This is a genomic window from Rhizobium sp. BR 362 (genome assembly GCF_036528765.1).
GTDB lineage: Bacteria > Pseudomonadota > Alphaproteobacteria > Rhizobiales > Rhizobiaceae > Rhizobium.
Genome location: NZ_JARWGH010000023.1, coordinates 59281 through 73282 on the forward strand (window position 1 = coordinate 59281; position 14002 = coordinate 73282).

The 14002-nt window shown below is 60.4% G+C and carries 12 protein-coding genes; 4 read left to right on the forward strand and 8 right to left on the reverse strand.

The annotated features are described in order from the left end of the window. The first annotated feature begins 117 nt into the window (after positions 1–117). The 3 genes from zwf (at position 118) to edd (ending at position 4309) form a co-directional block, all read left to right on the forward strand. Complete coding sequence (gene zwf, locus QDY28_RS22555) at positions 118–1593, forward strand: glucose-6-phosphate dehydrogenase (protein WP_331383847.1); 1476 nt, start codon at positions 118–120, stop codon at positions 1591–1593. A 15-nt stretch (positions 1594–1608) separates the two neighbouring features. Continuing rightward, positions 1609–2307, forward strand: a complete 699-nt coding sequence (gene pgl, locus QDY28_RS22560) for a 6-phosphogluconolactonase (RefSeq protein WP_331383848.1) — start codon at positions 1609–1611, stop codon at positions 2305–2307. A gap of 178 nt (positions 2308–2485) precedes the next feature. After that, the gene (gene edd / locus QDY28_RS22565; RefSeq protein ID WP_331383849.1) at positions 2486–4309 is read left to right on the forward strand and encodes a phosphogluconate dehydratase; all 1824 of its coding nucleotides are present in this window, start codon (positions 2486–2488) and stop codon (positions 4307–4309) included. 66 nt (positions 4310–4375) lie between these two features. Here edd and QDY28_RS22570 read toward each other — a convergent pair whose 3' ends face one another. From QDY28_RS22570 to QDY28_RS22595, 6 genes are all read right to left on the reverse strand, one after another. Next, entirely contained in the window at positions 4376–4789 is a 414-nt protein-coding gene (locus tag QDY28_RS22570) for a hypothetical protein (RefSeq protein ID WP_331383850.1), read from the reverse strand. A gap of 140 nt (positions 4790–4929) precedes the next feature. Continuing rightward, a complete protein-coding gene (locus QDY28_RS22575; protein ID WP_331383851.1) occupies positions 4930–6021 on the reverse strand; it encodes an ABC transporter ATP-binding protein in 1092 nt (363 codons plus the stop codon). A 24-nt stretch (positions 6022–6045) separates the two neighbouring features. Beyond that, on the reverse strand, positions 6046–7698 hold the full coding sequence (gene bglA / locus QDY28_RS22580; RefSeq protein WP_331383852.1) for a beta-galactosidase BglA: 1653 nt from the start codon (positions 7696–7698) through the stop codon (positions 6046–6048). A gap of 36 nt (positions 7699–7734) precedes the next feature. Beyond that, entirely contained in the window at positions 7735–8898 is a 1164-nt protein-coding gene (locus QDY28_RS22585) for a carbohydrate ABC transporter permease (RefSeq protein ID WP_331383853.1), read from the reverse strand. Between the two features lies 1 nt (position 8899). After that, a complete protein-coding gene (locus tag QDY28_RS22590) occupies positions 8900–9916 on the reverse strand; it encodes a carbohydrate ABC transporter permease (protein WP_331383854.1) in 1017 nt (338 codons plus the stop codon). 132 nt (positions 9917–10048) lie between these two features. After that, positions 10049–11410 (reverse strand): ABC transporter substrate-binding protein, encoded by a 1362-nt coding sequence (locus QDY28_RS22595; protein WP_331383855.1) that lies wholly within the window; start codon positions 11408–11410, stop codon positions 10049–10051. A 307-nt stretch (positions 11411–11717) separates the two neighbouring features. Between QDY28_RS22595 and QDY28_RS22600 the strand changes: the two genes are divergently transcribed. Then, positions 11718–12743, forward strand: a complete 1026-nt coding sequence (locus QDY28_RS22600) for a LacI family DNA-binding transcriptional regulator (protein WP_331383856.1) — start codon at positions 11718–11720, stop codon at positions 12741–12743. Between the two features lie 86 nt (positions 12744–12829). Here QDY28_RS22600 and folD read toward each other — a convergent pair whose 3' ends face one another. Both folD and QDY28_RS22610 read right to left on the reverse strand, forming a co-directional pair. Then, a complete protein-coding gene (folD, locus tag QDY28_RS22605) occupies positions 12830–13729 on the reverse strand; it encodes a bifunctional methylenetetrahydrofolate dehydrogenase/methenyltetrahydrofolate cyclohydrolase FolD (protein WP_331383857.1) in 900 nt (299 codons plus the stop codon). A 3-nt stretch (positions 13730–13732) separates the two neighbouring features. After that, a partial coding sequence (locus QDY28_RS22610; RefSeq protein ID WP_331383858.1) for a formyltransferase family protein occupies positions 13733–14002 on the reverse strand: 270 nt, incomplete at its 5' end.

Here is a 14002-nt window from a genome sequence, read left to right on the forward strand (position 1 = left end):
TTTCCTCTTTAGGCAATCCGCTCTAAAAGCCGAGTCTGAATTTTGCGATGCACACTGGCCTTTTTAAATCGATTAGATTAAAAGGGGCCTTAACCAAGACCGATTGAGAGACACCTCATGAGCAGCCAAATCATTCCCGTTGAACCATTTGACTATGTCGTTTTCGGCGGCAGCGGCGATCTTGCTGAGCGCAAACTGCTGCCTGCCCTTTATCACCGCCAAATTGAAGGCCAATTTTCCGAACCGACTCGCGTCATTGGCGCATCGCGCAGCGCGCTCTCACATGAAGAATACCGCAAATTCGCCGAGGCCGCGCTGAAAGAGCACCTGAAAAAGGGCGAATACGACGAAGCGGAAGTGAAGAAATTCTGCGCGCGCCTGTTCTACGTGCCGGTCGACGCCAAGACCGATACCGGCTGGGATCAGCTCAAGAAGATCCTGGACGACGGCAGGGACCGGGTCCGCGCCTTCTATCTCGCCGTCGCTCCTGGCATTTTTGGCGATATCTCGCAGAAGATCCACGAGCACAAGCTGATCACCAAACAGACCCGCATTGTCGTCGAAAAGCCGATCGGTCGCGATCTCGCCTCCGCCCTGCAGCTCAACGACACGATCGGCAAGGTCTTCAAGGAAGAGCAGATCTTCCGCATCGACCACTATCTCGGCAAGGAAACGGTGCAGAACCTGATGGCGCTGCGCTTTGCCAATGCCCTTTATGAGCCGCTGTGGAACGCCAACCACATTGACCATGTTCAGATCACGGTTGCGGAAGCGGTCGGCCTGGAAGGCCGTGCCGGCTACTATGACACCGCCGGCGCGCTGCGCGACATGGTGCAGAACCATATCCTGCAGCTCCTCTGCTTGACCGCGATGGAAATTCCGTCCTCGATGGACTCAGAAGCGGTTCGCGATGAAAAGCTGAAGGTGCTGCGCGCGCTGAAGCCGATCGACGCTTCCAATGTCGAACAGGCGACCGTGCGCGGCCAGTATCGCGCCGGCGCTTCCGCAGGCGGTCCGGTCAAGGGCTATCTCGACGAGCTGGAAGGCGGCGTCTCCAACACCGAAACCTTCGTTGCCATCAAGGCCGAAATCGGCAACTGGCGCTGGGCCGGCGTTCCCTTCTACATCCGCACCGGCAAACGTCTTGCCGGCCGCATGTCGGAAATCGTCATTACCTTCAAGCCGATCCCGCATAACATCTTCGATCAGGCCGCCGGCCGCATCGTCGCCAACCAGTTGATCATCCGTCTGCAGCCGGACGAAGGCGTCAAGCAGTCGCTGATGATCAAGGACCCAGGTCCGGGAGGCATGCGCCTGCGCAACGTCTCGCTCGACATGAGCTTCGCTTCGGCATTCAATGTCCGCAACCCGGATGCCTACGAACGCCTTTTGATGGACGTCATCCGTTCCAATCAGACGCTGTTCATGCGCCGCGACGAAGTGGAAGCCGCATGGGAATGGGTCGATCCGATTCTCAAGGGCTGGGAAGCCACCAGCCAGTCGGTGCAAGCTTATACCGCTGGCACCTGGGGTCCGAGCCAGGCCATCGCGCTGATCGAGCGTGACGGCCGCACCTGGCATGACGATATCTAAACTGGGACGACGACGATGACAGCGAACATGCATGCTTTCGCCAATGGCGCCGAACTCGCCGGCAAGCTCGCGGACAAGGTGGTCGAGGCTCTCTCGGCCGCCATCGCCGCCCGCGGCTCTGCAAGCATTGCGGTCTCCGGCGGTTCGACGCCGAAGGTCTTTTTTCAGACGCTGTCATCGCGTTCGCTCGACTGGCGCAAGGTGACGATTACCCTCGTCGACGAACGGTTCGTACCGGAAGACAATCCGCGCTCGAACTACCTGCTCGTTCAGGAAAACCTGCTGAAGGACCAGGCCGCGTCGGCACAGTTCTTTCCGCTCTACCAGGACGTGGCTTCCGTCGAGGAAGCCGCCGTCATCGCGACGGAAAAGACCAAGTGCATCGGCTTTCCCTTTGATGTCGCCATTCTCGGGATGGGCAATGACGGACATACGGCTTCGTTCTTTCCGGGAGGGAGCAATCTCGCAGCGGCGCTCGATGCGAAGAGCCCGCGCGGCATCATCACCATGGAAGCTGAAGGGGCCGGCGAACCCCGGCTGACCTTCACCCTCTCCAGCCTGCAGGATGCCCGATTGCTGGTGCTGCATATCGAGGGGGAAGGCAAGAAAGGCGTTCTCGCCAAAGCGGAAACGCCGGGCGAAGAGACCGAGATGCCCATCCGCGCCGTTCTGCGGCGAGCCGCCTCTCCGGTCGAGATTTATTGGGCTCCCTGACACGGCCGAAAAGCCTCGTCATCGAACCCGGAAAGACACAGCAACATGTGCTGCGCCATGTGCCCGCAAGGGCGCACCGGCAAAGCATTGACTTTTGAACCTCGCGCCACGCCCTCCACCAAGACAGATCGAAGCGATCTTCGGGGCAACGCGCAGAACAGACGGAGGCAGATCGACCATGGCCGCTGACGCCCGCATTTCCGCGATTACCACACGCATCATCGAGCGCTCGAAGCCGACACGCGAGCGTTATCTCGACCGCCTGCGCAATGCGGCGACGGCGGGCGCTCAACGCTCCGTGCTCGGCTGCGCCAACCTCGCGCATGGCTTCGCCATCTGTTCCCCGACCGAGAAAGAGGCGTTGGCGGGAGACCGCGTGCCCAATCTCGGGATCATCACCTCCTATAACGACATGCTCTCGGCGCATCAGCCCTTCGAGACCTATCCCGCCATCATCCGCGAGGCGGCGGCAGAGGCAGGCGGCATCGCCCAGGTCGCCGGCGGTGTGCCGGCCATGTGCGACGGCGTCACGCAGGGCCAGCCGGGCATGGAACTTTCGCTCTTCTCGCGCGACCTGATCGCCATGTCGGCCGGCGTCGGCCTGTCGCACAATATGTTCGATGCGGCCGTCTTCCTTGGCGTCTGCGACAAGATCGTACCCGGTCTCGTCATCGCCGCCCTTTCGTTCGGCCATCTGCCGGCCGTCTTCATCCCGGCCGGGCCGATGACCTCTGGCCTGCCGAACGACGAGAAGTCACACGTGCGCCAGCTCTTTGCCGAGGGCAAGGTCGGCCGAGCGGAGCTGCTGGAGGCGGAATCGAAGTCCTATCACGGCCCCGGCACCTGCACCTTCTACGGCACGGCCAATTCCAATCAGATGCTGATGGAGATCATGGGCTTCCATATGCCCGGCGCCTCCTTCGTCAATCCCGGCACGCCGTTGCGCGAAGCACTGACGCGCGAAGCGACCAAGCGGGCGCTCGCGATCACCGCCATGGGCAACGAATTCACGCCCGCCGGCGAGATGATCGATGAACGCTCGATCGTCAACGGCGTCGTCGGCCTGCATGCGACCGGTGGCTCGACCAATCATACGATGCATCTCGTCGCCATGGCGCGAGCAGCCGGCATCGTGCTCACCTGGCAGGACATTTCCGAGCTTTCGGACATCATTCCGCTGCTTGCGCGCGTCTATCCGAATGGCCTTGCCGACGTGAACCATTTTCATGCTGCCGGCGGTATGGGCTTCCTTATCAAGGAGCTTTTGAAAAAGGGGCTGCTGCACGACGATGTCCGCACCGTCGCCGGCCAGGGACTTTCCGCCTATTCGATCGAGGTGAAGATCGGCGCCGATGGCGGCGTCGTGCGCGAGCCAGCACCGGAAAAGAGCGGCGATCCGAAGGTGTTGGCAGGCATCGAAACGCCCTTCCAGGGCAATGGCGGGCTGAAGATGCTGCGCGGCAATATCGGCAAGGCGGTCATCAAGATTTCCGCCGTCAAGCCGGAGCGCCATGTCATCGAGGCGCCGGCCGCCATCTTCCACGACCAGCTCGAAATGCAGCAGGCGTTCAAGGACGGCAAGCTGAACCGCGACTTCGTCGCCGTCGTCCGCTTCCAGGGACCGAAGGCGAACGGCATGCCGGAGCTGCACAAGCTGACGCCGGCGCTCGGCGTATTGCAGGACCGCGGCTTCCGCGTGGCGCTGCTGACCGATGGGCGCATGTCCGGCGCATCGGGCAAGGTCCCGGCCGCCATCCATGTCACCCCCGAAGCCGTCGAAGGCGGACCGATTGCCCGCATCAAAGAAGGCGACATCATCCGCATCGACGCGATCGCCGGTACGCTGGAAGTACTGGTCGACGCCGCGGACATGGCCGAACGCGAGCCGGTCGTCGTTGATCTCTCCGAGAATGAATTCGGCATGGGCCGCGAGCTGTTCGTCCCCTTCCGCCGTGCCGCCGGTCCGGCCGATCAGGGCGCCAGCGTCCTGTTCCGTCATTGAGACGTCAACAGCACAAAGGAGCCCGCGCAGCATCTGCCGCGCGGGCTCTTTTTGCGTCGGTCGAAATTAGGCGCGGATATCGAGCACGCGGTCGCGATGCGACGGATGGGTGCTGTAGACGAAGATCTTGTTCATTTCCTTCTCCGTCAGCAGCCGCAGGAAACGGACCTCGATGGTGTTGTTGGGGAAGACCTTCATCAGGATGCAACCGACCTTGGTGATGCGGGCATCGGGGATGTCGAGATAGAACTGCTTTGGCAGATTATATTGGGTGAGGATCGCCAGGACCGCGCTGCTCTGCGAGATTCGGATGATATCGCAGCGGCGCGACGCCAGGTTCATGACGCCTTTTTCGGTATATTCGATCCGCGCGGCGTTCATCGTGTCCTCCATCCGGTACCGCACCTCGCGGTCGTACATGAAGGATTCTTCCTTGTTGAGGAAATGCTGGCCTGGATGAGCCGTGCCGGAAGCTGCCATTGTCGTAAATCCCTGAAGTATATTACGAAGCTCAGGCTATCAGCCGGTATTTAACAGAAGGTTTGGAAGCGCTAGACCAAGTTGCATTTTATTGTATTTCTACACTCGGACTAGCGCTCCCGCGCCCTTGGGAGGATGACTTATTGCTTATGATAGGTGTGACCTTCTGCATCGAAGAGATGGAGCTTCTGCCTATCGGCCGCAAAGCGCATCTTCTGCCCGCGCTTAACGTCTGCAATGCCCGGTATTTTGACAATGATCGGCTCACCGTCCACCAGGCCCTCGATATAAAGTTGCGTGACCTCGCCGAGGGCTTCGACGATAGAGACCTCGCCCTCGAAGAGGTAGTTCTCGTCGGTCGCGATCCGCAGATCTTCCGGGCGAACGCCGAAGCTTGCGGTCTTGCCTTGCTCGGATGCGGCCGTCGCAATGTCGAGCACCACCGTCTTACCACCCGTCAGCGTCACCGTCGTCGCCGCGCCGGTTCCGGTGACCGTCGCGGGGATGATGTTCATGGCCGGCGAGCCGATGAACTTCGCCACGAAGAGGTTGGCCGGATGCTCATAAAGCTCGAGCGGCGCGCCGACCTGCTCCACGCGACCGGCCGACAATACGACGATGCGGTCCGCCAAGGTCATGGCTTCCACTTGGTCGTGGGTGACGTAGATCATCGTCGTCTCGGGCATGGAGTCGCTGAGCTTGGCGATCTCGATGCGCGTCGCCACGCGCAGCGCAGCGTCAAGGTTCGATAGCGGTTCGTCGAACAGAAAAACCTTGGGGTTGCGGCAGATGGCGCGGCCGATGGCAACACGCTGGCGCTGACCGCCCGAGAGGGCCTTCGGGAGACGCTCAAGATATTGCGTGAGCTGAAGGCTCGCAGCGGCGGCGCGAACGCGGCGGTCGATCTCCTGCTTGCTTTCCCGGGCAATACGCATGCCGAAGGCCATGTTGTCGAAGACCGTCATGTGCGGATAGAGAGCGTAGGACTGGAAGACCATCGCAATGCCGCGCCTTGACGGCGGCACCTCGTTGACCTTCTGCCCCGCGATGAGCATGTCGCCGGAGGTGATGCTCTCAAGCCCCGCGATCATACGCAGCAATGTGGATTTGCCGCATCCGGAAGGGCCGACGAAGACGATGAACTCGCCCTGTTGGATATCCAGATCGATGCCATGCAGAACATGCACATTCCCGTATGATTTTCGGATGTCCTTTAGAACAAGCCCTGTCATCTATGCTCTCCTCCTCCCAAACACTCAGGCGAGACGCGCGAAATAGGCGCCCCAAGCCGGAATATCGATCTTGTTGCCGTAGTTGTTGCTTGCAAAACCATGACCGGCAAGGGCCTGCCAACTCCCCTCAGGCAGGGTTGCCGTCGCCTCCGTCGCGCTCATGTTGAACACGCAGAGAATGGTTTCGCTGCCGTAGTGACGCGTATAAAGCAGCACGTCGTCCTGCGGCTCCGTAAACGCGATGTCGCCCTTTGCAAAGGCCGGGTGCTGCTTGCGGAAGGCGAGGAAGCGGCGATATTGCTCCAGCACCGAGTGCTCATCTCCCTGCTGCACGCTGACAGCGCGCAGAATATGCTCTACCGGCACCGGAAGCCAGGGTTTGACCGTCGAGAAACCACCCTGGGTCACCTGGCTGTCCCAGACCATCGGCGTGCGGCAGCCGTCGCGGCCCTTGAATTCCGGCCAGAATTGAATGCCGTAGGGGTCCTGCAGATCCTGATAAGCGAGATCGGCTTCCGTCAGGCCAAGCTCTTCGCCCTGATAGAGGCAGACCGAGCCGCGCAGCGTCAGGATCAGGGCCGCATATTGCTTGGCAAGCGCATCACGGTCGGCGACGAGGCTTCCCCAGCGGCTGACATGGCGCACGACGTCATGGTTTGAAAATGCCCAGCAGGCCCAGCCTTCCGGCGCGGCAGCGGCAAAATCCTTCATGACGTCTTCGACGCGCTCCGGCGACAGCGGATCCGGAGCCAGGAACTCGAAGGCGTAGCACATGTGCATCTTATCGTCGCCGGAGGTGTATTCGCCGACGATCTCAAGCCCGCGCTGACTATCGCCGACTTCGCCGACGGCAGCAATCGCCGGATATTCGTCGAGGACGGCGCGGAAGCGCTGCAGGAACTTCAGATTCTCCGGACGGTTCTTGTCGTAGAGATGCTCCTGGAAATTATAGGGATTGACTGCGGGCGCAGTGGAAGCGTTGCGGCGCGACGGCTCCAGCGCGGGATTGTCGCGCAGTTCCCGATCGTGGAAATAGAAGTTGATGGTGTCGAGGCGAAAGCCATCGACACCACGGTCGAGCCAGAAGCGCACGACGTCCAGCAGCCGGTCCTGAACCTCGGGATTGTGCAGGTTGAGGTCCGGTTGCGAGATCAGGAAGTTGTGCATGTAGTATTGCATGCGGGTCGGGTCCCAAGCCCAGGCGGAACCGCCGAAGATCGAGAGCCAGTTGTTGGGCGGCGTGCCATCCGGCTTGGCATCGGCCCAGACATACCAATCCGCCTTGGGATTGCCCTTGCTCGACCGGCTTTCGACAAACCAGGGATGGCGGTCGGAACTGTGCGACAGCACCAGATCGATCATCACCTTGATGCCGAGGCGATGGGCTTCAGTCACCATCACATCGAAATCGGCAAGCGTTCCGAAGATCGGGTCGACATCTTCGTAATTGGAGACGTCGTAGCCGAAATCGCGCATGGGCGAGGTGAAGAACGGCGAAATCCAGATCGCGTCGACGCCAAGGGCGGCTATATGCGGCAGGCGGACGGCGATGCCCTTCAGGTCGCCGATGCCGTCGCCGTTGGAGTCCTGATAGGAGCGCGGATAGATCTGATAGATCACCGCTCCGCGCCACCAGTCTTTGTCCACCGTTGAGATCGATTGAGAGGCAATGCTCATTCTGAGTAGGTCCTGTATGAGTAGAAAGGTCTTCGGTCAGCCCCCCTTCACCGACCCGGCGAGCAGACCGCGCACGAGATAGCGCTGCAGACCGAAGAAGACGAGGAGCGGAATAAGGATGGTGACGAAGGCGGAGGCCGTCAGGATTTCCCAATTACCGCCGCGCGAGCCGAGCAGAGCGTTCAGGGCTGCTGTCAGCACCAGATGATCCTTGTCGGTGCCGAGGAACACCATGGCGATCAGAAGGTCGTTCCAAACCCAGAGGAATTGAAAGATCGCGAAGGAGGCGAGCGCCGGAAAGGACAGCGGCAGGATGATCTTGACGAAAATATCGAAGTCGCTGGCGCCGTCGACGCGCGCGGACTCGACGATTTCCTTCGGCAAACCGGCAATGTAGTTGCGCAGCAGATAGATGGCGAGCGGCAGGCCGAAGGCGGTATGCGCCATCCAGATGCCGGGATAGGTCTTCGATGGCACGCCGAACATCTGGCCGATCTCATTGTAGATGCGTAACAGCGGGATGAGCGACATCTGCAGCGGCACCACGATGAGGCCGACGACCAGCGCGATCAGCAGCGCGCGGCCGGGGAACTCCATCCAGGCGAGCGCATAGGCCGCAAACGCCGCGATCAGGATCGGGATGATCGTCGCCGGAATGGTGACGGTCAGCGAATTGATGAAGGACTGGCCAATGCCTTCGCCCGTCAGAACGGTACGATAATTCTGCAGTGTGAATTCCGGCGGGGTGGAGATGGTCAAATAGATGCGCTTGCCGCGCGTATCGGCGTCGAATGCGGCATTCTTCTGATAGCGGTAGCTGCCGTCGGCATTGACGGTAAGCGTCTCGCCATTGCCGATATCGGCGGGTGCCCCGGYTTTGTAGGCGGCGGGGTCCTGCACGCGCAGGCCGAAGGATTCGWTTTTGCTGTTCCCGCCGTTGCCGTCACCGGAGACATTGCCGGTGATCACGTAATTGGGACCGTCCTGCGTCGCCTTGTCAGTGCCGGCGAGGCGCACGGCCGTGGTCCGGGTCGAGCCGGCAAAGGCCGTCCACCAGCCGGAAACGACGATCTGATCCCTATCGCGCAGAGCGGTGACGAAGATACCAAGCGTCGGCAGCAGCCAGATGAGAACGATGAGCAGAACCGCGAAATGAACGAAGAGGCGGGCGGGGCCGATACGGCCGAGGTTTCCAATCATGTCAGCGCCCCTTCATCTCTGCGTTTGCGCGACGGATGTTCCAGATCATAATCGGTGTGACGGCGACCATGATGACGAGCGCGATGACGGCACTTCGGCCGGAATCGCCGCCGCCGCGGAACAACCAGTTGAACATCAGATTTGCAAGGACCATCGTGTTCCACTGACCGTTGGTCATGGTGAGCACGATATCGAACACCTTGAGGACGAGGATGGTAATGGTCGTCCAGACCGTAGCAATCGTGCCCCAGACCTGCGGCACCATGATTTTCCAGAAGATTTGCCAGCCATTGGCGCCGTCGATAACGGCCGCTTCGATGGTTTCCTCCGGAATGCCGCGCAGGGCGGCCGACAGTATGACCATGGCAAAGCCGGTCTGAATCCAGATAAGCATGACCATCAGAAAGAAATTGTTCCAGAAGGGAATGGTGATCCAGACTTCCGGCGTGCCGCCGAAGAGCTGTACGATCGCATTCAGCAAACCGATCTGCGTGTCGTTGCCGCCGCGATATTCGTAGATGAACTTCCAGATGACCGATGCGCCGACAAAGGAGATCGCCATCGGCATGAAGATCACCGCCTTGGCGATGTTACCCCACCAGATGCGGTCGGTCATGACGGCGATCACGAGACCGAAGAAGGTGCAGGCCGCCGGTACCACCGCGAGCCAAAGGATGTTGTTGAAGATCGACTGGCGGAATTCGGTATCGTTGATAGCCCAGACATAGTTAGCGCCACCGACGAATTGATTGCCGTCGGGACCGTAGAAGGACAAGATGAGCGTCGCAACGACCGGATACATCAGGTAGACGGCGAGGAGGAAAAGCGCCGGTCCAAGGAAAAGCCAGGGCCGGATGAGACCGCGGCGGCGCAGATTGACTGCGGCGCGGTGAACATCGCCACCTTCCTTTGCCGGGAAAATTATGTCCAGCAGCTTGTTGGAAAAGAGAAAATAGGCGGCGCACACGGCAACGCCAAATATCATGGCTCCAATCGCCGTCAGTATTTGCGAAATCATCCTTCCCTCCCGAATAATTGCTTGCATGAAGCGACCCGTCCGGCGCCGTCGGCACCCCCCAAGGCGTCGGCTGCGACAGGGTAGAGTGGCGGCGCCGGCAAATACCGGCGGCGCCCTTCTGCGATGTTATGATTACTTGATGGAGTCCCACGCCTTCTGGATTGCGTCGGCGGAGTCCTGAGCCGACTTGCCGCCGACGAAGTCCACCATCCCGGTCCAGAATGCACCCGCACCGATCTTGCCCGGCATCAGGTCGGAACCGTCGAAGCGGAAGGTGGTGGCGGTGGTGAGGATTTCGCCTTCCTTCCTCAGGGTGTCGTTGGCGTAGGCAGCGGTATTGACGCCCTTGTACGGGGTCAGGAAGCCGGACTGTGCCATCCAGACTTCTTGGGCGATCGGCGTCTGCAGGAACTCGATGAAGGCGCGCGCGGCCTTCGAGTCCTTGGTGATCGTTGCCAGCGTGCCGGCGCCGAGAACCGGCTTGCCGAGTTCCGGATGCGAGGCAAAAGGCGGGAAGTAGAAGAAGTCGGCATCCTGGCCGAGCTTCGTGCCCTCTGGGAAGAAGGACGGGATGAAGGATGCCTGCTTGTGCATGTAGCACTTGGGCGGAACCGTAAAGAGACCCTTCGGGCTATCACGGAAGTCGGTCGAAGCAACGGCAGCGACGCCGCCGTCGACATATTTGGCGTTCTTGGCGAACTTGCCGAATTCATCGATGGCGTTGACGACCTTGGGGTCATTGAACTTCAGGCTGTTGTCGACCCAGCCGTCATAGTCCTTCGGCGACACGGTGCGCAGCATCAGGTCTTCGACCCAGTCGGTCGCCGGCCAGCCGGTGGCGCCGCCCGAACCGAGGCCGATGCACCAGGGGGTGCCGCCGTCCTTGACGATCTGATCGGAAAGCTTGATCAGGTCTTCCATGGTGGCGGGGACCTTATAGCCGGCTTCTTCGAAATTTTCCGGCACGTACCAGACGAGGGACTTCAGGTCGGCCTTGTATGGGAAGGCATAGAAGGCTTCCTTGCCGTCCTTGCCCTTGTAGGTGCCGTAGCCGACCCAGCTATCGCCGGCACCATAATTGGTCTTCACCCAGTTTGCGAGATCATCGCCGAGCGGCGTCAGATAGCCCTTGCTGGCGAGATTGGCGAGAAGGCCCGGCTGCGGCAGGATCGCGACGTTCGGCGGCGAGCCGGCCTGGGTGTCGATGACGATCTGCTGCTCATAGTTTTCCGAGGATGAATACTTCGCGTTGACGCCCGTCGCCTCCGTGAAATAGTTCAGAACGCTGGTGAAGAGTGCCTCGTCCTCGCCGCGCCATGGGCCGAAGATCGTCATCGTTTCACCCTTCAAGTCCGCATGGGCGGCCTTGAAGTCGTCATAGCTTTTCCAGTTGAACTTTGAATCCTGACCGGGCTGGAACTTCAAATCCGCAGCCAACGTGGTACCAGCCGCCAACGCCGCAACGGCAACGGTCATCAAAAACAATTTCTTCATGTGGTTGTCCTCCCAAATACAAATCCCATGAGCCGAACACGTTGCGCGTGTTGCGCGCTCATTTCTCAAAGCGCTTTGGCTACTCACTCATTCCATTGTGGGCAGAGTAAAGTCAAGCGAATTTGTGAGTTCGGCTAATATACACCCAAATCTCGCGATGCAGCATGGAAAGACAGCAATATTTTGCAAATCGTCTTGTTTCGAATGCACCGCCTGCTACATAGTCAAAAGCGCTTTGGAAGCCAGTCGCATGGGCAGGAGGAGCCTTTGCGGCAGTGGAAATGGGCATAGGGAGGAGCAGAGGCACGTGAATCTGAAGCAGCTATCGCAAATGTTAGGGCTGTCGCAGACCACGGTCAGCCGTGCGTTGAACGGATATCCGGAGGTCAATCGCGAAACCCGGGAGCGAGTACTCAAAGCGGTTCGGGAGACAGGATACCGTCCGAACAAGGCCGCGCAACGGCTCGCAACCGGCAAGGCCGGCTCGATCGGCCTCGTCATGCCGACGGCGCCCGGCCATCCCTCCGACCTGCATTTCGGCGAATTCCTGACCGGCCTCGGCGAAGAGGCATTGCGGCATGATTTCCATTTCGTCGTCACGCCGGCCGATCCGAACGACGAAGTCGGTGCGCTGAGGCGGCTTGCCGCCAGCGGCAATGTCGACGCTCTGTTCATCACCTATATGCGCGGCCATGATCCACGCCTGGAAATGCTGAAATCCCTATCCATACCCTTCCTGGTGCATGGACGATCTTTTGGGACGGAACCGGATTACCCCTACCTCGACATCGACAACGAGGCGGCATTCTATGATGCCACGAAGCTGCTGCTGCAGCTTGGCCATAAACGTTTTGCGCTGCTGAACGGGCCGATCTATCTCGATTTCGCCATCCGGCGGAAAAAGGGGGTGGTCACGGCACTTGCCGAACGCGGCTTGATGCTGGACGAGGCCTATGTCAGCCATACGGCGATGACCGATGAACAGGGCCTTTTCGCGATGGAGCGTATCCTGCAGCTCGAGAAGCGACCAACGGCCATCCTCTGTTCCAGCACGGTACTCGCGCTCGGCGCGGTACGCGCCATCAACCAGGCAAAATTGAAGCTCGGCGAGGATATATCGCTGATCGCCCACGATGATGTGCTGACGCTATTGAAGCCGGAGAATTTCACCGTGCCGCTGACGACGACGCGATCGTCACTGCGCGCGGCGGGCGTGCGCGTCGCTGAGCGACTGATCGGCGAGATCAAGCAGCTCGAGACATTTCCCGAGCAGGAGCTTTGGAAAACCGAGTTGATCGTGCGCGCCTCGACCGGCGTGGCGCCGGCCGATTAAGATGGTGTAATTGGCTCGATCTATCCGAAAACCGCTTCACGGTTTCGCTGCGCGGTCCGTCGGTTCGGCATCATGCAGCACCAGCTTTAGAACTTCGGCGGCTGTTTTCCTGCGGCGCGGTAGGCGGCGATGACAGTATTGGCCATCAGCATGGCAATCGTCATTGGTCCGACGCCGCCCGGAACCGGGGTGATGGCTGCGGCAACTTCCGCCGCTTCGGCAAAGGCGACATCGCCGACCAGGCGGCTTTTGCCCTCGCCTCTTTCCGGCGCTGCGATGCGGTTGATGCCGACATCGATCACCGTTGCGCCTGGCTTGACCCAATCGGCTTTCACCATTTCCGGCCGGCCGACGGCCGCCACCAGAATATCGGCACCCCGGGCAACGGCGGCCAAGTCCTTCGTCTTCGAATGCGCCGTCGTCACCGTCGCATTGGCAGAAAGCAGCAGTTGCGCCATCGGCTTGCCGAACAAGTTGGAGCGGCCGATGACGACGGCRTTCAATCCCGACAGRTCCTCRCCRTGGATGCGGCGCACCAGCAGCATGGCGCCGGCCGGCGTGCAGGAGATCAGSCCGGTGGCCAAATCGCCGGTCGCCAGCTTGCCGGCGTTAACGACRTGCAGGCCATCGACATCCTTGTCCGGCCGGATCGACTGGATGATCGCYTCGGCATTYAAATGCTTCGGCAGCGGCAGTTGCACCAGGATGCCGTGAATGGCGGCATCCTCGTTCAGCGACTGGACSAGYTTWGCSAGCTCACCTTGAGTCGTTTCGGCCGGCAGCGTGTGCTGGATGGAGTTGAAGCCGCATTCCTTGGCCATRCGGCCCTTGGCGCCGACATAGGTGTGGCTGGCCGGATCATCMCCGACGATGACCACCGCAAGGCCGGTCTTCACACCCGTGTCTTTCTCCAGCGCTGCAGTCGCCGTCTTCACCGCATCAATTACAGACGCAGCCACCTGCTTGCCATCGACGATGTCAGCCATCGCTCACCCCATCCTCTCGGATGCATAGCTTCCCGGGCTTGCCGGGAAGACGATGGTGCGGTTGCCGTTGAGAAAGGTGCGGTAGTGGATATGGGCATGGATGGCCCGCGCCAGCACCTGGCTTTCGACATCGCGGCCGATCGAGACATAGTCTTCGGCCGACTGCGCATGCGTGATGCGGGCCGTGTCCTGCTCGATGATCGGACCTTCGTCGAGATCGCCGGTGACGTAATGCGCCGTCGCCCCGATCAGCTTGACGCCGCGTTCATAGGC

What these genes read in the sequence shown, in the direction of transcription:
- zwf (WP_331383847.1), top strand. Translation starts at nt 118, where the DNA reads ATGAGCAGCCAAATCATTCCCGTTGAACCATTTGACTATGTCGTTTTC.
- pgl (WP_331383848.1), top strand. Translation starts at nt 1,609, where the DNA reads ATGACAGCGAACATGCATGCTTTCGCCAATGGCGCCGAACTCGCCGGC.
- edd (WP_331383849.1), top strand. Translation starts at nt 2,486, where the DNA reads ATGGCCGCTGACGCCCGCATTTCCGCGATTACCACACGCATCATCGAG.
- QDY28_RS22570 (WP_331383850.1), bottom strand. Translation starts at nt 4,789, where the DNA reads ATGGCAGCTTCCGGCACGGCTCATCCAGGCCAGCATTTCCTCAACAAG.
- QDY28_RS22575 (WP_331383851.1), bottom strand. Translation starts at nt 6,021, where the DNA reads ATGACAGGGCTTGTTCTAAAGGACATCCGAAAATCATACGGGAATGTG.
- bglA (WP_331383852.1), bottom strand. Translation starts at nt 7,698, where the DNA reads ATGAGCATTGCCTCTCAATCGATCTCAACGGTGGACAAAGACTGGTGG.
- QDY28_RS22590 (WP_331383854.1), bottom strand. Translation starts at nt 9,916, where the DNA reads ATGATTTCGCAAATACTGACGGCGATTGGAGCCATGATATTTGGCGTT.
- QDY28_RS22595 (WP_331383855.1), bottom strand. Translation starts at nt 11,410, where the DNA reads ATGAAGAAATTGTTTTTGATGACCGTTGCCGTTGCGGCGTTGGCGGCT.